Source organism: Phaeobacter gallaeciensis DSM 26640 (genome assembly GCF_000511385.1).
GTDB classification, from domain to species: domain Bacteria; phylum Pseudomonadota; class Alphaproteobacteria; order Rhodobacterales; family Rhodobacteraceae; genus Phaeobacter; species Phaeobacter gallaeciensis.
Window position 1 is genome coordinate 3443825 of record NC_023137.1, and the last position, 20285, is coordinate 3464109.

Below are 20285 nucleotides of genomic sequence, written 5' to 3' on the forward strand. Positions count from 1 at the left end.
GACAAGATGAAACGAGGTAGGCATGGCATTTCAAACGCGCAGCCGTGATCCATTGCTGGACAGCACGATGCAGGCGGCCATTGAGAAACGCGGCAAGGAGCTGATTGGTGTCTTGCTGATCGGGCTGGGCCTGATGGTTGCCCTGATGATCGGCAGCTATTCCGCAGATGATCCCAACTGGATGGTATCCACTGATGCCCCGGTTCAGAATCTGCTGGGCCGCACCGGTGCCTCCGTCGCCTTCATTCTCATCACCCTCTTTGGCAAGGCCAGCTGGGCGATTGCGCTGTTCCTTTCAGTCTGGGGCGGGCGTTGTATCCTGCACCGGGGCGAGGATCGTTTTCTCTGGCCGCTGCTGCTGTCATTGCCTTGGCTCCTACTGGTCTCTCTGCACCTGGAAACACTGGTCCCCTCGGAAGCATGGAAATCGGCCCATACTTTTGGCCTTGGCGGTATGATCGGGTACACCTTCCTTGGCATGTTGCTGGCACTGCTGCCGGTCGGACTGATCTTTCTCGTCAAATTTCTGTCGCTGCTGACGGCGCTTGGCATGGTCAGCCTCGGCGCGACCGTGCTCGGCTTCACCCGACCCGAGGTGACACGTGGCCTGCGGTTTGTTCTGGTTGGCCTCATCCTGATCTATGGTGCGATTGCGGGTCTGCTTGGCCGGGGTGCCGCCAGTGGCATGCAGGCGGCGCTCAGCTATCGCAGCCGTCGCGCCGAACGAACAGCCGCCGCTGTCGCCATGGCCGATGTTGTCGACAGTGCCGAAACCGATCCGCAGATGTTTGAGCCGATGGACTTCGACGATGCCCCCATGGCCGCACCGCCACTGGGCGCCCCGTCACTTGGGCCAGCTGCGGCTCCCCATGCTCGGGTTGAGCCTGCCTTTGAGGCAGCGCAGGAAGACGCCGCCGAGCCGGTTAAGGAAAAGACCGGGCTATTTGCCCGCGTGCCAAACCTCATTCGTCGCGCAGAACCGGTCATGCCAGAACCAGAGCTGGTTGAACCGACCCTAAGCGATCTGGATGCCGCCGCAGATCTGGGCGATCTGCCCGGCGATGAACGAATCGCGGAGAAAATCGCCAGCGCGGTGCGCGTACGCCGAGCTGCTGATGTCGCCCCCGAAGTGGATTTCCCGCTAACCAAGGGCCGCGGACGCCGCCCTGAACCGCTGATTTTCAATCCCAGTCAAGCGGTGGACGGCCTGCCGCCAGAGCCACCGCTGACCGGTGCATCACTGGACGCCATGGACGCGGCAATGGGGGGGATCCCATCTTTGCCCCCTGCACCCGAAACGGGTTTCTCTGCCGAGATCGATCCCCATAGGGACTACGATGCGGCGACCTATGATCATCCTGCGGCCACATCGTCTGAGTTACAGCATGACAGCTCTCCTGAGTTCGTTGATCATGTCGCATCGGAAGATCTGCCACATGCGCCCGCCGTCACCTCAGGTGCTGGACAGGTTCTGCGCCGCACGCCTCAGACAGCGCAAGCGGTCCCTGGCACCCCAGCAAACGCTGCACCTGTGACACCGCCTGTAACGCTCCCCGTGGCAGAGCCCCGTCGGGCCGTTGTGGAACAACCGGTACGCAAACAGCCGCAACCATCGACCCGAGCCAAGGCGGAAGCGCAACCTCCCCTGGCATTTGAGGATACCAGCAGTGACTTTGAACTGCCGCCGCTCTCTCTGCTGACCAGCCCGGCGCAAATCGAACGTCATCATCTGAGCGATGAGGCGCTGGAAGAAAACGCCCGGATGCTGGAATCCGTGTTGGATGACTACGGCGTCAAAGGAGATATCGTTTCAGTGCGTCCCGGCCCCGTTGTCACCATGTATGAACTGGAACCGGCACCCGGCCTGAAAGCAAGCCGTGTTATCGGCCTCGCGGATGATATCGCCCGCTCGATGTCGGCGCTCTCTGCGCGGGTGTCTACCGTGCCCGGCCGCACAGTGATCGGTATCGAACTGCCAAATGACAAACGCGAGAAAGTTGTCCTGCGCGAAATCCTCGCCTCGCGCGATTTTGGTGATGGCACCCATGCCCTGCCGCTTGCGCTTGGCAAGGATATTGGCGGCGACAGTATGGTCGCCAACCTCGCCAAAATGCCCCACCTGCTGATCGCAGGGACCACCGGTTCGGGTAAATCCGTGGCGATCAACACCATGATCCTGTCGCTGCTATACAAGCTGACGCCAGAGGAATGCCGCCTGATCATGATCGATCCGAAGATGCTCGAACTCTCGGTCTATGACGGTATTCCGCACCTTCTGTCGCCGGTGGTGACCGATCCGAAAAAAGCTGTCGTTGCCCTGAAATGGGTCGTCGGCGAAATGGAAGATCGCTATCGCAAGATGTCGAAAATGGGCGTCCGCAACATCGCAGGCTACAATGGCCGAGTGAAAGAAGCGCTCGACAAGGGTGAGATGTTCAGCCGGACGGTGCAGACCGGTTTTGACGATGACACCGGCGAGCCAGTGTTTGAGACAGAAGAATTCGCCCCCGAAGCCCTGCCCTACATCGTCGTCATTGTCGACGAGATGGCCGACCTGATGATGGTTGCTGGCAAGGAGATTGAGGCCTGCATCCAGCGTCTGGCCCAGATGGCGCGGGCCTCGGGCATTCACCTGATCATGGCCACACAGCGGCCGTCGGTCGATGTGATCACCGGCACGATCAAGGCCAACTTCCCGACCCGGATTTCCTTCCAGGTGACCTCAAAAGTGGACAGCCGGACCATCCTTGGTGAGATGGGCGCTGAGCAGCTCCTTGGGATGGGGGACATGCTCTATATGGCCGGGGGTGCCAAGATCACCCGCTGCCATGGTCCATTTGTGTCCGATGAAGAGGTGGAGGAGGTCGTCAACCACCTCAAGCAGTTTGGCCCGCCTGAGTATATCGGCAACGTATTGGATGGCCCCGACGACGAAAAGGCAGACAATATCGATGCGGTTCTGGGCCTGTCTACCGGTGGCAATACCGATACCGAGGATGCCCTCTATGACACCGCAGTGCAGATTGTGATCAAGGATCGTAAGTGCTCCACCTCCTATATCCAGCGCAAACTCGCCATCGGCTATAACAAGGCCGCACGTCTTGTTGAACAGATGGAGGAAGAGGGCCTTGTTTCCCCAGCAAACCACGTTGGTAAAAGGGAAATTCTGGTTCCTGAGCAATGAATTCGGGGCGGGGCCAATGGTCCCGCCTCTTCACATTTGCCGCAGCGTCCTTATTTAGAAGCCATGAAACAAATCGCCTACGCCATAGCGCTGACGCTCTGTTCCCCGGCTGCATGGGCAGCCGAGAAGCTGAGCCTGAACGACGTTTCGCAATACTTAAACGGGATTTCCACCGCCACGGCGCCCTTCAGCCAGATCAACGATGACGGCAGCCTGTCGACCGGGAAACTGTATATGCACCGGCCCGGTCGGATGCGGTTCGAATATGACCCGCCGAACAAGGGTGTTGTGGTGGCAGGAGCAGGTGCTGTGCTGATTCAGGATCCGAAATCCAACCAGCCACCGGAAACCTATCCGCTGAAGCGCACCCCGCTCTCCCTGATCCTTGCTCGGAACGTGAACCTTGGGCGTGCCAATATGGTCGTTGGTCACAGTTTTGACGGCACCTCGACCATTATCCGGGCGCAGGATCCCAAGAACCCGGAGTATGGCAGCATCGAAATGATGTTCACCGACAATCCGGTCGAGCTGCGCAAATGGGTCATTCACGATGGCTCTGGTGGGCAGACCACAGTGATCCTCGGCGGGTTGGAAACAGGTGGAAAACTGCCTTCGAAACTGTTCAACACCAGCTCTGCCCCGTCGCGCTAACTGTTAGCGTAACCTGGAACAAAAAGACCCCCGCGCCGATCATCGGGCGGGGGTTTGTCATTGTCGAGATCGCAGCTATCGACGTGCGCGGCGACAGGTTGCGAGCTGTGTCTGATACATCTCAGCCCGTGCCTGCACCTTACCAGCGACGCGCAACAGCCAAGGTTTCGAACGATACGTGCCCCGCGCATAGCCAGTGTGGCCATCGTGATAAGCGAGATACTGGTTACGCGCGTCATAGAGCGACACGCCGTTGCGTTCCCGCGTCTGGTTCATGTACCAGCCCATAAAGTCGGTGGCGTCCTTGATGCGATTTCGTTTCGCACCACGCCGTCCAGCTGATCTGCGGTAGTCGTCCCAAGTGCCGTCCAACGCCTGACTATAGCCATACGCGCTGGATTGCCGCCCCATCGGGATCACCCCAAGCGCAAACCGGTGTGGTGTGCGTGCGTCGGAACGGAACCGGCTCTCTTGGTGGATAACGGCCATCTGTACATGCATGGGCACGCCCCAGCGCTTTTCCGTGGCGCGGAACGCCTTCAGATATTCAGGGCGCTGCTTGATGATACTGCACGCGTTGTCGAGATTGCGCGGTGGTGAGCCACCGCCACCGCCGCAGGATGCCACGATCAACAATAGGATCATGGCGCCTATGATTCTGCTCATTGCCTCTGCCTCTTGTAAATCACTGGGCGTATTTTGGCCGCAGTGTAACCAATCGCAGACGGCGTGAAAATCACTATTCCGTGGCGCCTATGGCTGGAGTGGCATTGACGACATTGCCCAACACCGATCAGAGATCAAATGTTGCGAAAACCGGCGCGTGGTCACTGGGCTTCTCCCACCCACGGGCATCACGCATCACCCGGCTGGAATGGGCTGCGTTCTTGATATCCGGGGTCGCCCAGACATGATCCAGTCGGCGTCCCTTGTCCGCCGCATCCCAGTCCTTGGCGCGGTAGCTCCACCAACTGTAGAGCTGCCCATCAGGAATATCGTTGCGCGTGACATCGGACCAGCCACCTGCGTCCATGACATCTGCGAAATATTCGACCTCAATCGGGGTGTGACTCACCACCTTCAGCAGCTTTTTGTGGTCCCAGACATCATCCTCGCGCGGCGCAATATTGAGGTCACCAACCAGAATGGATTTCTCGGGCCGTTCGGCGTTGAACCAGTCGCGCATGTCCGTGAGGTAATCGAGTTTCTGACCGAATTTTTCATTCACCGCGCGGTCCGGGACATCGCCGCCGGCAGGCACGTAGAAATTGTGGATCGTAACCCCGTTTTCCAACCGCCCCGCGATGTGGCGTGCATGACCTAAGCCTGCAAAATCTTTGTCGCCAACATCCTCGATCGGCAGTCGGGACAGGATCGCCACACCGTTGTACCCCTTCTGCCCACGCGCAACCATATGGCCGTAGCCAAGCTCGGCAAACTGCTCCATCGGGATCTTGTCCACCGGGCTTTTGCATTCCTGCAAGCACAGAACATCCGGGCCCTCCTCCGCCAACAGCTTGCAGACAATCGGCTCCCGCAGGCGAACCGAATTGATGTTCCAGGTGGCTAGGGTAAACGACATTGCGCGCCTCTTTCTGTCAGGTCTGTGCGGTTGGCGCGATACTGCCCTCTCTGACGCGGTGATACCAGTGGCCAAATGACTGCAAGGGAGCTCTCGCATATCAATGCAGCATTCCCAAACCAGCATGACCTGGGCAAAAAAAGGCCGGGCACAAAGGCCCGGCAGTCCAACAGGGAGGAACATGTCATTACCCGGACATGCACGGGAACTCTCATCAGCGCCGTGGCGCCTGTCTCAGTGGTCAGCGTAGCCCCAAGACCTGGCGATTCTATGGCGCTGACATGTCAAATCGCCAGTTTGTAGCCACCCGACTCAGTCACCAGTATACGTGCATTCGACGGGTCTGGCTCAATTTTTTGGCGAAGTCTATAAATATGCGTCTCCAGCGTGTGGGTTGTGACACCTGCATTGTAGCCCCAGACCTCGTGCAGCAGCACATCACGCTGTACCACTCCCTCGTTAGAGCGGTAGAGGAATTTCAGGATGTTGGTTTCCTTTTCCGTCAGACGAATCTTGCGCTCATCCTCGGTCAGCAGCAGCTTCATCGCAGGTTTGAACGTATAGGGGCCAAGCGCAAAAACAGCATCTTCGGACTGCTCGTGCTGGCGCAACTGGGCGCGGATTCGCGCAAGCAGCACCGGGAACTTGAACGGTTTGGTGACATAGTCGTTCGCGCCCGCATCCAGACCCAGAATAGTGTCCGCATCGCTGTCGTGTCCCGTCAGCATCAGGATCGGTGCCTTCACGCCCTGTTTGCGCATCAGGCGGCAGAGCTCCCGCCCATCCGTATCCGGTAGGCCAACATCCAGAATAACCAGATCGTAAAGCGCCTCTTTCGCACGCTCCATCGCATTCTGACCATTCTCGGCCTCAAAGACATCGAAGTCCTCAGTCATGACCAACTGTTCGCTCAAGGCTTCGCGCAGATCCTCGTCATCATCAACGAGCAGAATTTTCTTCAGTTGGGCCATCACCTTGTCCTCCTGTGCTACTCCCAACACATGCGCAGTCCATCGCCCGATCACAAGTTATGCTGCAAAGCTTTCACGCCGACGTGTCCATCAGACGGGAATTGTTTCACTTTCACCCAAATTATGACTACGTAATGACTACTCGCCGCTACGCTACTGCGCCCGACGATTTCAATGACCGACAGGATTTCCGCATGAGTCTGATGCCTACGATGATCGACCTTCTGGCCCGCGCGCGGGTGGATTTGCGGATGGGGTTGCCGGTGGTTCTGACCACACCGGATCAGGCTATTCTTGCCCTCGCAGTGGAGCCTTTGGATACGAAACGTCTTACCAGCTTGCGCGCGCTTGGTCCCATTGTGCTAACGGTGACAGCGCGGCGCGCCGAAACACTGAAGGCACGTGTCTATGATGGGGATATCGCCCGCATTACCGTTCCATCATCTGCTGATCTTAGCTGGATTCAAGCAGTTTCAGATCCGGCCGATGACCTTCGCACCCCTATGAAGGGGCCTCTACGGAGCGATAGGGACGGTGACGTGGAACTCCACCGACTGGCCATTGCTTTGACGAAATCAGCCCGTCTCTTACCCGCGGCAGTTATCTGCCCGCTGGAGCATCCAGCGCAATTCGCCCAAAGCCACGGGTTGACGACATTGCCGCTGGCCGCAGTTGCTCCGCTGATGGTCGAAAGCTCTCCGCTCCACCCTGTCGCCGCCGCCCGCCTGCCGATTGCCGCTGCCGAGGCTGGCCGACTGCATATCTTCCGCCCGGAGGATGGCGCAGAAGAACACTACGCCATCGAGATCGGCAAACCTGACCGCAGCCAGCCAGTTCTGGCCCGGCTGCATTCGGCTTGTTTTACCGGCGATGTTCTGGGGTCGCTGAAATGCGACTGCGGTCCACAGCTTCATGGGGCACTGGCGCAAATGGGCGCCGAGGGCCAGGGTGTTTTGCTCTACCTGAACCAGGAAGGGCGTGGGATTGGTCTGGCCAACAAGATGCGCGCCTATTCCCTGCAGGATCAGGGGTTTGACACTGTTGAAGCCAACCACAGGCTGGGGTTCGAGGACGATGAACGGGATTTTCGTCTGGGCTCTGCCATCCTCAAGGAGTTGGGGTTTTCATCGGTGCGACTTCTGACAAATAACCCGAACAAAATTTCTATGATGGAGAAAACCGGCATTACCGTTGCGGAACGGGTTCCGCTTAAGGTTGGAGAGACCGCATTCAACCGAGGTTACCTCGCAACCAAAGCCGCCAAGTCAGGTCACATGCTGTGAGACCCTCGATAGCGCGTGCTTTGGGGCCGATGGACATGGTGCTCACACGGCAGGGGCTGCGCTTTGCCGGGCGCCTCCTGCCCTGCACGATTGGGCGCGGCGGGCTGACCCGCAACAAAGCGGAGGGCGACGGGGCGACGCCTATCGGCTGCCATGAGATCGTCGGAATGCTCTACCGACCTGACCGCATGACCCCGCCGGTAGACTGGGCGGAACCGATTGGGCCCGGTGATCTGTGGTCCGACGCTTCCGGTGCGATTGACTACAACCACCACGTCCGCGCGCCATACGCTGGCAGCCATGAAGCTCTGAGGCGGGCTGATCCGCTGTATGACCTGATCTTGGTGACGGATTGGAACTGGCCAGACGCTGAACCGGGACGCGGATCGGCGATTTTTCTGCATCAATGGCGCCGCCCCGGATACCCAACGGAGGGATGTATCGCCTTCTCACGAAAAAACCTGCACTGGCTGGCCGGACAGATTGCCCTCCGAACGCGCCTTATTGTGCCGCCGCTGGCGCTGGCACAGTGACACAACTTCAGATTGGCATGCCAGCCCCTAGATTTCGTAGGCACGGGCCCCGAAAATAGCGGATCCAACCCGAACATGAGTCGCGCCCAGAGCCACGGCAGTTTCGAAATCACCGCTCATGCCCATCGACAAACCAGTCAGACCGTTTCGGGCCGCAATTTTACCCAATAGGGAAAAATGCAGGCTCGGCTCTTCATCCGCGGGTGGAATACACATCAGACCTTCAATGATGAGATCCATGTCCTGACACTCGCGGATAAAGGCGTCCGCCTCGCGCGGGGGAATACCCGCCTTTTGCGGCTCTTCGCCAGTGTTCACCTGAACAAACAAATTGGGGCAGTGACCCAACTCCTGCGCCAGTCGGGCAAGGGTCTTTGCCAGCTTCGGGCGATCCACGGTGTGAATGTTCTGAAACAGTTCCATCGCCTGCCGCGCCTTGTTGGTTTGCAGTGGACCAATCAGGTGCAGATCAAGACCTGAATAGCGGGTCGAAAAATCCGGCCACTTTCCCGCGGCCTCCTGCACGCGATTCTCGCCGAAACAGCGATGCCCCTGCTCCAGAACCGCTTCAACCCGTTCGTTTGGCTGAACTTTGGAGACTGCGATCAGCTGTGCAGAGCCTTGCGGGCGACCCGCTTTTTCTTCGGCGGAACGAATGCGGGATTGAATGTCTTGAAGCGACATGGGGTAGTCTCACTGTAGTCATCTGATGCCGCAGACAAACACGGTTTTTACACAAAAGAAAAGGGCGAGCTCGTAAGAGCCCGCCCCAAGAACCGTAGTGGTTCAGATCAGCTTAGAAGCTGAACTGAGCACCGAAGTCGGCACGCATCTGGCCGTCGGCGTTGCCGGTTTTGCTTTCGCCGATACCGCCACGCAGGGAGACGCCGCCGCCCAGGTCGTGGATCACGCCCAGACCGATGTTGCGGGTGTCGCCGTCGCCGGAGCCGTCGCCGTAAGCGAAGGTCAGGGTGGTTGCGGAGCTTACGTCGTAAGCAGCGGAGATACCGTAGAAGGTGTCGGATTCGTTGACTGCTGCAACAGATTCGTCACCAACAATCAGGGTACCGGAGAATGCACCCCAGGAACCGCCGAGAGTCAGGACGGTCATGTCGTAGTCGGAACCTGCACCGTTGTCGGTCTCACCATATGCCAGAGCGGCAGTGATGTTGCCAAAGGTGTAAGCAGCGTGGATGTCGAAACGGTCGCCGTCTGCGCCGTTTGCTGCCTGGTCGTAAGCAGCTGCAACAGCGAAGTCACCAACAGCGTAACGTGCGTATACGCCGTTTACGCCTGCGCCACCGGAGGAGTAACCGATGAAGTCATAGTCAGCACCGGAGTACTGGCCCATAAAGTTTTCCAGGCCCGGCTCGTTGCCGTAGTAGTTGGGCAGGTTGTCGATTGCGCCAGCAACGTTGCCTACGTCAACACGCAGACCGCCGTACTCAACCGAGAAACGCGCGCCGTTCAGGCCAGCTGCGTTTGCTTCGCCGGAAGCGGCATCTTCGTCAGCCTGCATACGAACGCGAGCGGAGAATTTCACGCCTGCGTCGGTTTCAGCGGATGCGTCGATGTTCATACGGAAGCGGCTGACGATCACAGTGTCGGAAGTGCCACCAACTGTGCGGTCTTCAACGTAACCAACACCAAAGCGGCCGTAGCCACCGAACGAAACGTCTGCTGCTGCAACACCAGCGGTGGCGACCAGCGCAGTCGAAGCGAAGAGAATCTTTTTCATGTTTTTCCCTCGGGTTTAAATGTCCAAGCTCAAACAGGCGCTGAGTGGCACAAGTCTGAGTACGCCCTCCGTTTCGCTCTTTTTGGGGTCGTTACGCAAGCTTGGGCTCAGACCGCAAAACCTTTCGGCCCGAAGTTGATGCAACCATGTCACAGTATCTTAACCCCAGCGGCATCAACGGCTTCGCACAGAGAGAGTCTATTAAAGAATAGGCTTGTTGCCGCCCTATCGCTTGGCTAGGACTAGTCCGCAACCGGAATAGCAACGGATCTTGCCCATCATGCGCTGGCTCACGAATCTAGGACTCATCTCGCTTCTGGCTGTCACGGCCAGCTGTGGCGCATTCGGCGGTAAGAACCGCGGCGGCCCGTCGACCTATAATGACAACGTCATTGGCGGTAATCCACGCAATCCTGAAAACATCGAAGGCACGACCATCTGGGACGCGTTCAAACCGACCAAGGCGGAGCAGATCGTTCAGGTCAACCGCTACCTTTGGACGGCAACGCTGGATGTGCTGGATTTCTTGCCGTTGCAAACCGTTGAACCCTACACCGGGGTCATCGTAACCGGCTATGGCACACCTCCCGGTGGCGGGCGCGCCTATCGCGCCACGGTTCATATCAAGGACCCCGCTCTGGATGCCCGCTCGCTGAATGTATCGCTGCAGACCCGCAACGGTCCCGTCAGCGCCAGCACAGCACGCGCGATTGAGGATGCGATTCTCTCCCGGGCGCGGCAGCTTCGGATTGCTGATCGCAAACTCTGACGCGGCGGCACATACCCCTCTTCTGCCCTCTGGAACAGCAGGGCAAACATCACTATCACAAGCGCCAGGCCCCAAACCTGGCGTTTTTATCTACGAAGGACTGCTCTGATGCCCCGTTATGTTGCCCCGGAAATCGAAGCGCGCTGGCAAGATGCCTGGGAGAAGGCCGGGATTTTTCAGGCAAAACGCTCCGTCGACAAGCCGAAGTACTATGTGCTGGAGATGTTCCCCTACCCGTCGGGCAAGCTGCATATGGGGCATGTGCGCAACTACACGATGGGCGATGTAATCGCGCGCTACAAGCTCTCAACCGGGCATAGTGTTCTGCACCCGATGGGGTTTGATGCCTTTGGTATGCCCGCTGAAAACGCCGCGATGGCGAGCGGCGGCCACCCCAAGGACTGGACCTACGCGAATATCGACACGATGGTCGAGCAGATGAAACCGCTTGGGCTGTCGCTGGACTGGTCACGGATGTTCGCCACTTGTGACGAATCGTATTACGGCCAGCAACAGGCACTGTTCCTCGACTTCCTTGAAAAGGGTCTGGTCTACCGCAAGAACGCTGTGGTGAACTGGGATCCGGTCGACATGACCGTGCTGGCAAACGAACAGGTCGAAGGCGGTCGCGGCTGGCGCTCCGGCGCGCTTGTCGAACGGCGCGAGCTGACGCAATGGTTTTTCAAAATCTCCGACTATTCGGATGAACTGCTGACAGCACTGGACACGCTGGAGAACTGGCCCGCCAAGGTGCGCCTGATGCAGGAAAACTGGATTGGCAAATCCCGCGGCCTCCAGTTCAGCTTCACGCGCACCGACGGTGGTGACCCGATTGAGGTTTATACGACCCGTCCCGACACGCTGAACGGTGCGTCCTTTGTCGGCATCTCGCCCGACCATCCGATTGCCAAGACGCTGGAAGCCGAATCCGCTGTGGTAGCAGCCTTTGTTGCCGAGTGCCGCAAAGGTGGCACCACGGAAGAAGCCATCGAAACCGCTGAAAAGCTCGGCTATGACACTGGCATCCGTGTCAAACACCCGCTGAACCCGGACTGGGAGCTACCGGTCTGGATCGCGAACTTTATTCTGATGGATTACGGCACCGGCGCAATCTTTGCCTGCCCGGCCCATGATCAGCGCGACTATGAGTTCGCGACCAAATACGATCTGCCCATCATCCCGGTGTTTGAGAACCCTGAGGACGACAGCCCTCTGACGGAGGCCTATGTCCCGACCAAAGCGGAGAAAGTACGTTATATCAAGGGGTTCGCGGGCAATAACGAACAAACCGGCGAAGACGCGGTAAATGCCGCCGTCGACAAGGCCGAAGCGGAAGACTGGGGCGAAGGTGTGACCAAATTCCGCCTACGCGACTGGGGTCTGTCACGCCAGCGCTATTGGGGTTGCCCGATTCCGGTGGTGCATTGCCCGGATTGCGGCGTGGTGCCCGAGAAGAAAGAAAACCTGCCCATCGCGCTGCCCTATGACGAAGACGGAAAACCGATTGACTTCTCCGTTCCCGGCAACCCTTTGGATCGTCATCCCAGCTGGCGCAACTGCGCTTGCCCCGCCTGTGGCAAGCCTGCACAGCGCGAAACCGACACGATGGACACATTCGTCGATTCGTCATGGTATTTCGCCCGTTTCACTGCGCCGGACGCGGACACTCCGACCCGGATGGAAGACGCTGAATACTGGATGAACGTCGATCAGTATATCGGCGGTGTCGAGCATGCGATTCTACACCTGCTCTATTCGCGCTTCTTTGCCCGTGCGATGCAGATCTGTGGCCACCTGCCGGAGAAGGCCATAGAGCCGTTTGATGCACTGTTCACCCAAGGCATGGTAACCCACGCGATCTATGAGAATGCAGAGCGCCGCACCGAAAACGACCGTCCGATCTATCACTACCCTGAGGAGGTCGAAGACCGGGACGGCGCGACCGTGGTCAAGGAAACCGGTGAAGCGGTCAAAGTCATTCCCTCGGCCAAAATGTCGAAGTCGAAAAACAACGTCGTCGATCCGCTGCATATCATTTCATCCTATGGCGCGGACACCGCGCGCTGGTTTGTGCTCTCCGATTCGCCGCCGGAACGCGATGTTGAATGGACAGCCTCCGGGGCTGAGGCTGCGCATAAGCACCTGAACCGCGTCTGGAACCTCTGTGATCGCATTGGTGAGATGGACCCCGGCGCCAGCGGCAACGGTGATGAGGATCTGCTGCGTGAAATGCACAAGGCGATCCGCGATGTCACCCTCAGCATCGAAACCTTTGGTTTCAATGCCGCAATTGCCAAGCTCTACGGCTTTACCAATACGCTGGCGAAATCGAAGGCAGGCGCCGCTGCTCAGAAACAGGCAATCATGACGCTGGCGCAGCTGATGTCGCCCATGACACCGCATCTTGCGGAGGACATCTGGAATCATCAAGGCGGCGAAGGCCTCTGCGCGACAGCCCCCTGGCCGGTGGCGGATGACTCGATGCTGGTCGAGGACAGCGTTACCCTGCCGATCCAAATCAACGGCAAACGCCGGGGCGAAATCACCGTGGCCAAGGATCTGGCCAAGGATGAGGTTGAAAAACTCGCCCTCGCACACGAAGCTGTGCAAAAGGCGCTGAATGGCAGCGCCCCCAAAAAGGTGATCGTTGTGCCGGGTCGGATTGTGAATGTCGTGGCTTAACCTGAAATATCCAGCCGCATTGGCTGCTGCCTTTCTGGTGGCGGCTTGCGGCTTCACTCCTGTCTATGCCCCGGGGGGCACCGGATCGGCGCTCTATGGTGTGGTGACGGTTCAGGCCCCGGAAACGATCGGGGCGACCGATGATACCGATGCCTATTTTCTGGTTCAGAACCTTGAAACACGGCTGGGTCGCGGGGGTGGTTCTGACTATGCCCTGGATCTGAAGCTGCGCACCCAAAGCGAAGGGCAGGCCATTACCGCCGACAATGAAATCACGCGCTATTCGATCGTCGGGCAGGCCGCCTATGTGCTGACCCGGCAATCCGACGGTGTCATTGTCGCCAGTGGCGATGTGGAGAATTTCACCGGGTATTCCGCCACAGGGACCACCGTTGAAACGCTCGCCGGGGAACGTGATGCCCATCGACGCCTTATGGTTATCCTCGCAGATCAAATCACCACTGAACTGCTGAGCACTGCGGACCTTGCTCTCTCCAGCGGCGAACAGCCTCCGGCTGCCACCAAATGAAACTGAGCCCGCGCGAGGCGGATGGATACTTCGCCAAACCGGATCCGGGCAAAACGGGCCTGCTAATCTACGGTACCGACGCCATGCGCGTCTCGCTGAAACGTCAGCAAATGCTGGCGGCGCTGCTTGGCCCCACAGCCGAAGAAGAGATGCGCCTGACCCGGATGCCCGCAGCGGATCTGCGCAAGGACCCGGCATTACTGATGGATGCGATGAAGGCGGTTGGTTTTTTCCCCGGCATCCGTGCGGTGTTTGTCGAAGATGCCAATGATACCGCAGCCCCTGCCGTGATCGCCGCGCTTGAGGCCTGGCAGCAAGGCGATGCGCAAGTCATCGTGACAGCCGGGCAATTGAAAGCCACCTCGAAACTGCGAAAGACGTTTGAGGGGCACCGCAACGCCTATGCAACCGGTATCTATGACGATCCTCCGTCACGCGGTGAAATCGAGCGTATTCTGGGCGACGCCCGTATTCGCGATGTACCGGGGGACAGCATGTCGGCACTGGTCGATATCGCCAACGACATCGGCCCCGGTGATTTCTCTCGCATGGTGGAGAAACTGGCACTGTACAAATACGAGGACAGCACCCCGCTGACCCTTGACGATATTCAGGCCATCGCCCCGCAATCGACCGAAGCGGCAGTCGACGACATGCTCAATATCGTGGCCGAGGGACGCGGCGCCGAAATCGGCCCGCTGATGGGGCGTTTGCAGGCGCAGGGCACCAATGCGGTGACCCTCTGCATCGGAGCGACCCGTCATTTTCGGACGCTTTACACCATTGCCTCTGATCCCGGCGGCCCGGCGCAGGGTATTGGGCGGCTACGCCCGCCGGCCTACGGCAAACGCCGTGACAGGCTGCTGCGGCAGGCCCAAAGCTGGGGTGCGTTCAAGCTTGAAACCGCGCTCACCTTGCTGACGGATACCGATCTGCAATTGCGTTCAGCAGGGCAGACAGCCCCCGCACTGGCGTTGATGGAACGGGCGTTGATCCAGCTGGCCCGCCTCAGCCGGGTCGGCTGAGACAATCATCACCTCAGACTACGAACGCCGCGTTTCTATCACGGCTGCTTGAGCATGGCTTGACCTCACAGTGGGAACCCGGTTCCGTTCCGGGCATAAACCGCAGGGAGATTTCACAATGTACACCGTTATCGGCAAGCAGCTGACGCGCAGCTACCGCGTTCTTTGGGCGCTTGAGGAGCTGGGCCAACCCTATGAATTGAACCCCGCCTCGCCACAGAGCGAAGATGTCTTCGCCCTCAACGCTTCAGGGAAGGTGCCTGTGTTCAAGGATGGTGAGGAGGTGATCACCGATTCGACCGCCATCATCACCTATCTTGCGGATAAACACGGCCAACTGACCGCCCCTGCTGGCACCATCGCCCGCGCAAAACAGGACGCGATGACGAATCGACTGCTCGATGAGCTGGACGCAGTGTTGTGGACTGGCGCACGCCACAGTTTTATCCTGCCCGAAGATAAGCGCGTGCCCGAGGTGAAAGACAGCCTGAAATGGGAGTTTTCCCGCAATCTGGCACAGCTGGAGAAAAGCATGGTCGGCCCATTTCTGATGGGGGAAGAGTTCACCATTCCCGACATCATCTGCACCCATTGCCTGAACTGGGCCTATAGCGCCAAATTCCCGATCAAAAGCGAGGCAATGCTGGCCTATAGCAAACGGATGCGCGCGCGCCCCGCGTTTCAGGCGGTTGCGGCGTCGGTCACATAGTCACCCGTCAGATATCGGACTGCTGATCGCCCCGCCCAACGCCCTGTCGCAAGGCATGCGGTCAGCAAATATCCACCGGTCGGCGCTTCCCAGTCCAGCATTTCTCCCGCGCAGAATACGCCGGGGCGCCTGTGCAGCATCAATCCGCTATCAACCGCCTCTGCCAAGACACCTCCGGCGGTGGAAATCGCTTCGTCCAGCGGCCGCAGCCCCTGATGCCGGATCGGCACTGTCTTCAGCAGCTTGGCCAGTGCCGCAGGTTCAGCCGGAAGCGGACGGGCAAATTCCTGTAGGATCGCCAGTCGTGGAGGTGTCAATTTTGTCACCTTTCGCAGATGGGTCGAGAAGCTGGATTTCCCCCGTGGGCGTGCCAGACGCGCGGCAACCTGCTCCTGCGACAGATCCGGTAACAGATCCATATATAGCTCCGCCCCCTCACGCACTGCAGCACAGACAGAATAGATGCCGCCGCCTTCAAGTCCGCGCTCAGAGATCACCGCCTCGCCCCGCGACCGGATTGATCCCGCGTGCAGCGCGATCCCCTTCAACGGTGCTCCAAATTGTGGTGCCATATGATCCGACCAGCCGACCAGTAGCCCTGCATTCGCGGGTTGAAAGGGCGCCAGCGGCACATCCTCCCCTGCCAGAGTTGCAGCCCATGCCCCGTCAGAGCCGAGCCGCGCCCAGCTGGCGCCGCCCATTGCCAACACTGTTGCTCCCGCTCTGATCGTACGGGGACCATCCGGGGTTTCAAACTGCAAGGCATCGCCGCTCCAGCTCTGCCAGCGCCAGCGGGTGCGCCGTTCAACATCGTAGCCATCCAGACGGGCCAACCATGCCCGCAACAGCGGCGAAGCCTTCATTCCGCGGGGGAAAACACGTCCCGTGGTGCCCGTGAACAGGGTGCTGCCCAGTCCTGTCGCCCAAGCCATCACCTCTGCCGCGTCGCAATCTGCAATCATCGGCGCCAGCCAGTCCGCAGCCTCGCCATAGTGGCTAAGCAGAATCTCGCGCGCCTCATCCTTCGTCAGGTTCAGACCGGATTTCCCAGCCATCAGGAATTTTCGTGCAACGGACGGCTTCGCATCAACAACCAGCACGCGACGACCCGCCGCCCCCAGTTCTTCAGCTGCCCGCAAACCAGCAGGTCCGGCGCCCACGACCACTGCGTCCCAGCTGTCCGGTTGATGTGTCAAATTAACAGTTCCTTACGTACTTATCCTTGCCGATCGCAACCGCCAGCGCATGTCTTACGGTTGAAACAGCCATACTGAGAGACTGCGCCAATGTCACCGTCTGCCAATGTCGATCCGATATGCCCGCTGTGTCAGCGGCCAATCCCTAAGGAGGTCGCCCAAAGCCTGCATCACCTGATCCCCAAACTGAAGGGCGGCAAAGGCGGACCGACGGTGCTACTGCACCATATCTGTCACAAAGAAATTCACGCGGCCCTCAGCGAGGCGGAACTGGCGCGGTCTTTCGATACGATTGAAGCTCTGCGCCAGCACCCGAGGCTGGCAAAATTCATTGCCTGGGTGCAGAAACGCCCGCCCTCCTTCCAGTCGCGCGTACCAGGTGGTCGGCGCAAACGCTGAAGCGACAGGCCCTATGCTGGGCCGCAGTCTTCCAGAATTGCCCGCGCCATCTCCACCTCCGCCGCAAGGCTATCCGCCATCAACTCGTGCGCCATCGTCATCAACGCGTCAGAAGCAACGATACGATCAATCAGCCCAAAGATATGCGCCTCATCAGCGGTGATTTTCTGTCCAGCCGCCAGAATCATCTTCGTACGCGCAGGACCGATCAGAGCTGCCATCCGTCGCGCGTCGGAAGGTTGCGGGCGATAACCAAGCTTCATCACCGGATAAAAAAACTTCGCCGTCGGCACCGCGATACGTAAATCGCAGGCAAGTGCCATGCCGTTTGCTCCCCCCGCCAAAGTACCATTGAGCGCCGCCACTGTCAGACAGGGCAGATCAGCAATAGCACCCGATAGCTGCTCCCACAGGGGTGACGTGGCCAATCCAGCTCGCGCCGCATCCAGATCTGCCCCGGCGCTGAAGACACGGCCAGCCCCGGTGATGATCAATCCGCGAGCCTGTCGCGCCCGTTCTGCGATATCGCAGAGTTGCTCCAGCATCGCCGCAGTCAGCGCATTGGCCTTGTCGGGCCGGTTCAATGTCACCGTCCAAAGCCCGTTTTCGCCGATATCAAGGTCGATCATATCAGGCCGACCTGCTTGCGGATACGCTCATCCCGTAGCGAGATTTCGGTGCCGACCAGATCGTCTGCCGCCTCAGTGCACATCCACAGAAGGGCGCGCGCCGGCCACTCCGCCGGGATATGATCAGACCATTCCAACTGGCTGACCGGATTGACGCCGCTCGCCTTGATCACGCGCTGCATTTCCGTCGCGACGGTGCCCGGCGACAGCCCCATGGCACGGATGCCATTGGCTCCTTCTTCATGGTGCAGGCTCCGGGTCAGCATCGCAGCGGCGGCCTTGGAGGAGCAATAGGCGCTCCAGCCTTCGACGGGATTATGCGCAGCCCCTGAACTGACGGTCAGTACAGTGCCGCCGCCGACAGCCTTCATCCCAGGCAAAACCGCCCGCATTCCGTTGAAAACCCCATTCACATTGATGCCGATCAGCTGTGCCCAGTCCGCGGGATCAGCCGCTTCAAGCCGGGCAATGGGATCAACCACACCCGCGTTATTGATCAGCACATCGATCCGCCCAAACTGCGCCTCGGTTTCGGCAACGGCGGCAGCGACGGCCGGATAGTCCGCCACATCACAGGCAAAGGTCAGCACATTTCCGCCGATCTCCTTGGCAAGCGCGGTCAAGCTGTCCTCGCTCCTTGCCAGCAAGGCCAGATTGGCCCCGGCAGCAGCAAACACGCGGGCCGCGTCGGCCCCGATCCCCCGGCTTGCGCCGGTTATCACAACTGTCTTGCCCTTGATCTCCATAGTATTAATCTCCAAGTCCCTGTTTTGAAATGTGGTAGACTGGTTAGGGGGAACGGTCCAGAGCGATGCCCCCTTGACCCAGCACCTCCTCAGGCCAACCATGGCGCAAAATAGACCACGAAAGGTATACTTATGTCCGTTTTTCTCGCCCGCAGCAGCGGTGTTGCGATTGTTATGGCGTTTTCCGCCCAGGCTGCCCTGGCTGATGTAACGGCAAAAGACGTCTGGTCAGACTGGAAGTCTTACATGACTGCCACGGGCTACACCGTGAGCGGCACTGAGACCATGTCCGGCGATACCCTCACCATCTCGGATATCTCTATGGCCATGCCGGTCATGGAGGAGAACACTAACGGCACATTTACCCTGCCTGACATCAAGTTCGTCGAAAACGGCGATGGCACTGTCAACATCATGCTGCCTGCTGAAATGCCGATGATGTTTAAAATTGATGGTCCCGACGGCCTCGTCAGTGGCACCGTTCTGTATTCCCACGATGGCAGCCCGATGCTTGTCTCTGGTGACGCGAATGAAATGACCTACGATTACGCCAGCGGCCTGATGAAAATCGCGCTGAAGGATCTGACGGTGCCAGACGCCGACGTTCCGAAAGACGCGATCAAAGTCAGCATGACACTGACGGATGTGGTCACCAAGACTATCATGTCAAATGCAGATAGCCGCACCTACAACCAGACAATGACCAGTGAAACACTGAATTTTGACGCCTCTGTCGATATCCCTGAAGACGACGGCAGCGGTGCCTTCAAGGGAGCGATGCAGGGGGTGAACTTCACCGGCATCACAACTGTCCCTAACGGGTTGGAAAGCACCGACATGGCGGCACTGCTACGTGGTGGTTTCAGCGCGGAAGGCACATTTGACTTTGCCAGTGGCAACAGCGCAATCAATGGCCAGGATGGCGCGGATACATTTGCGTTGGACAGCACCTCTGAAGGCGGGACAATCGCCTTTGACATGGGCCTTGATGGCCTGACCTATGACGTGAAACAGAACCAGACCCAAACCAACATCACCAGTTCTGACCTGCCATTCCCGCTGGCGCTGTCGATGGCTGAGGCTGGTTTCAAACTGACAATGCCAGTCGCCAAATCCGACGAGGAACAGGACTTTGCCCTCGGCCTCGTCCTGCGCGACTTTGCCGTGCCGGAAATGCTATGGGGGATGGTGGATCCAACTGGTGCCCTGCCCCACGATCCAGCCACAATCGCACTGGATCTTGCAGGCAAGGCAAAGCTGGCCTTCGACTTCTTTGACCCCGAAGCCATGGCAGAGGTGGAGAACGGCGAACAGGCGCCGGGTGAGCTGCACGCGCTGACCGTAAATTCGCTTGAAGTCTCGGTCGCAGGTGCAAAGCTGACCGGTACCGGTGATTTTGCCTTCAACAATGAAGATCTGAGCACCTTCGACGGCATGCCGGCGCCCTCAGGTGAGGCAAATCTGACGCTCGCAGGTGCCAATACCCTGCTGGACAAGCTGATCGGCATGGGTCTGGTATCGGACAGCGACGCCATGGGCGCGCGCATGATGATGGGCATGCTGGCAGTTCCGGGCGATGGCGAGGATACGCTGACCTCCAAGATCGAGGTGACCGAAGACGGTCAGATCAAGGCCAACGGCCAGCGCATCAAGTAATCG

19 protein-coding genes are annotated in these 20285 nt (G+C 59.0%); 11 read left to right on the top strand and 8 right to left on the bottom strand.

The window, feature by feature from the left end; all coding sequences use genetic code 11:
• Window positions 1-22 precede the first annotated feature (22 nt).
• Both GAL_RS16580 and GAL_RS16585 read left to right on the top strand, forming a co-directional pair.
• Window positions 23-3184: a DNA translocase FtsK 4TM domain-containing protein gene (locus tag GAL_RS16580; RefSeq protein ID WP_024098711.1), complete on the top strand. Its 3162-nt coding sequence runs from the start codon at window positions 23-25 to the stop codon at window positions 3182-3184.
• A 63-nt stretch (window positions 3185-3247) separates the two neighbouring features.
• The gene (locus tag GAL_RS16585; protein WP_024098712.1) at window positions 3248-3835 is read left to right on the top strand and encodes a LolA family protein; all 588 of its coding nucleotides are present in this window, start codon (window positions 3248-3250) and stop codon (window positions 3833-3835) included.
• 75 nt (window positions 3836-3910) lie between these two features.
• Here GAL_RS16585 and GAL_RS16590 read toward each other — a convergent pair whose 3' ends face one another.
• From GAL_RS16590 to GAL_RS16600, 3 genes are all read right to left on the bottom strand, one after another.
• Complete coding sequence (locus GAL_RS16590; protein WP_024098713.1) at window positions 3911-4501, bottom strand: transglycosylase SLT domain-containing protein; 591 nt, start codon at window positions 4499-4501, stop codon at window positions 3911-3913.
• A 127-nt stretch (window positions 4502-4628) separates the two neighbouring features.
• A complete protein-coding gene (locus GAL_RS16595; protein WP_024098714.1) occupies window positions 4629-5417 on the bottom strand; it encodes an exodeoxyribonuclease III in 789 nt (262 codons plus the stop codon).
• Window positions 5418-5701: 284 nt separating this feature from the next.
• Entirely contained in the window at window positions 5702-6388 is a 687-nt protein-coding gene (locus GAL_RS16600) for a response regulator transcription factor (RefSeq protein WP_024098715.1), read from the bottom strand.
• Window positions 6389-6582: 194 nt separating this feature from the next.
• Between GAL_RS16600 and ribA the strand changes: the two genes are divergently transcribed.
• Both ribA and GAL_RS16610 read left to right on the top strand, forming a co-directional pair.
• Window positions 6583-7671, top strand: coding sequence for a GTP cyclohydrolase II (gene ribA, locus GAL_RS16605; protein WP_040104340.1), 1089 nt, complete (start codon window positions 6583-6585; stop codon window positions 7669-7671).
• Window positions 7672-7706: 35 nt separating this feature from the next.
• On the top strand, window positions 7707-8204 hold the full coding sequence (locus GAL_RS16610; RefSeq protein ID WP_040104339.1) for a L,D-transpeptidase family protein: 498 nt from the start codon (window positions 7707-7709) through the stop codon (window positions 8202-8204).
• Window positions 8205-8231: 27 nt separating this feature from the next.
• On the opposite strand, the gene GAL_RS16615 is transcribed toward GAL_RS16610, so the two are convergent.
• A complete protein-coding gene (locus GAL_RS16615) occupies window positions 8232-8888 on the bottom strand; it encodes a YggS family pyridoxal phosphate-dependent enzyme (protein ID WP_024098718.1) in 657 nt (218 codons plus the stop codon).
• Between the two features lie 112 nt (window positions 8889-9000).
• Window positions 9001-9942: a porin gene (locus GAL_RS16620; protein ID WP_024098719.1), complete on the bottom strand. Its 942-nt coding sequence runs from the start codon at window positions 9940-9942 to the stop codon at window positions 9001-9003.
• Window positions 9943-10222: 280 nt separating this feature from the next.
• Here GAL_RS16620 and GAL_RS16625 point away from each other — a divergent pair, with 280 nt between their 5' ends.
• The 5 genes from GAL_RS16625 (at window position 10223) to GAL_RS16645 (ending at window position 15656) form a co-directional block, all read left to right on the top strand.
• On the top strand, window positions 10223-10711 hold the full coding sequence (locus tag GAL_RS16625) for a DUF3576 domain-containing protein (RefSeq protein ID WP_024098720.1): 489 nt from the start codon (window positions 10223-10225) through the stop codon (window positions 10709-10711).
• A gap of 108 nt (window positions 10712-10819) precedes the next feature.
• Window positions 10820-13393, top strand: a complete 2574-nt coding sequence (gene leuS, locus GAL_RS16630; protein WP_024098721.1) for a leucine--tRNA ligase — start codon at window positions 10820-10822, stop codon at window positions 13391-13393.
• Entirely contained in the window at window positions 13380-13922 is a 543-nt protein-coding gene (gene lptE / locus GAL_RS16635; RefSeq protein ID WP_024098722.1) for an LPS assembly lipoprotein LptE, read from the top strand. The genes leuS and lptE overlap by 14 nt, the downstream gene beginning before the upstream one ends.
• A complete protein-coding gene (holA, locus tag GAL_RS16640) occupies window positions 13919-14947 on the top strand; it encodes a DNA polymerase III subunit delta (protein ID WP_024098723.1) in 1029 nt (342 codons plus the stop codon). The genes lptE and holA overlap by 4 nt, the downstream gene beginning before the upstream one ends.
• 118 nt (window positions 14948-15065) lie before the next feature.
• On the top strand, window positions 15066-15656 hold the full coding sequence (locus tag GAL_RS16645) for a glutathione S-transferase family protein (protein WP_024098724.1): 591 nt from the start codon (window positions 15066-15068) through the stop codon (window positions 15654-15656).
• On the opposite strand, the gene GAL_RS16650 is transcribed toward GAL_RS16645, so the two are convergent.
• Window positions 15629-16852: a TIGR03862 family flavoprotein gene (locus GAL_RS16650; protein ID WP_024098725.1), complete on the bottom strand. Its 1224-nt coding sequence runs from the start codon at window positions 16850-16852 to the stop codon at window positions 15629-15631. The two genes, GAL_RS16645 and GAL_RS16650, sit on opposite strands and share 28 nt — an antisense overlap.
• A 90-nt stretch (window positions 16853-16942) precedes the next feature.
• Here GAL_RS16650 and GAL_RS16655 point away from each other — a divergent pair, with 90 nt between their 5' ends.
• Window positions 16943-17251 carry an HNH endonuclease family protein gene (locus GAL_RS16655; RefSeq protein ID WP_024098726.1) on the top strand — a complete coding sequence of 103 codons (309 nt, stop codon included), beginning with the start codon at window positions 16943-16945 and terminating at the stop codon, window positions 17249-17251.
• An 11-nt stretch (window positions 17252-17262) separates the two neighbouring features.
• Here the strand turns inward: GAL_RS16655 and GAL_RS16660 are convergent, their stop codons facing one another.
• Both GAL_RS16660 and GAL_RS16665 read right to left on the bottom strand, forming a co-directional pair.
• Window positions 17263-17880 carry an enoyl-CoA hydratase/isomerase family protein gene (locus GAL_RS16660; protein ID WP_024098727.1) on the bottom strand — a complete coding sequence of 206 codons (618 nt, stop codon included), beginning with the start codon at window positions 17878-17880 and terminating at the stop codon, window positions 17263-17265.
• Window positions 17877-18626 carry an SDR family oxidoreductase gene (locus GAL_RS16665; protein WP_024098728.1) on the bottom strand — a complete coding sequence of 250 codons (750 nt, stop codon included), beginning with the start codon at window positions 18624-18626 and terminating at the stop codon, window positions 17877-17879. The genes GAL_RS16660 and GAL_RS16665 overlap by 4 nt, the downstream gene beginning before the upstream one ends.
• A gap of 132 nt (window positions 18627-18758) precedes the next feature.
• Between GAL_RS16665 and GAL_RS16670 the strand changes: the two genes are divergently transcribed.
• A complete protein-coding gene (locus GAL_RS16670) occupies window positions 18759-20282 on the top strand; it encodes a DUF2125 domain-containing protein (protein ID WP_024098729.1) in 1524 nt (507 codons plus the stop codon).
• The last annotated feature ends 3 nt before the right edge of the window (window positions 20283-20285 follow it).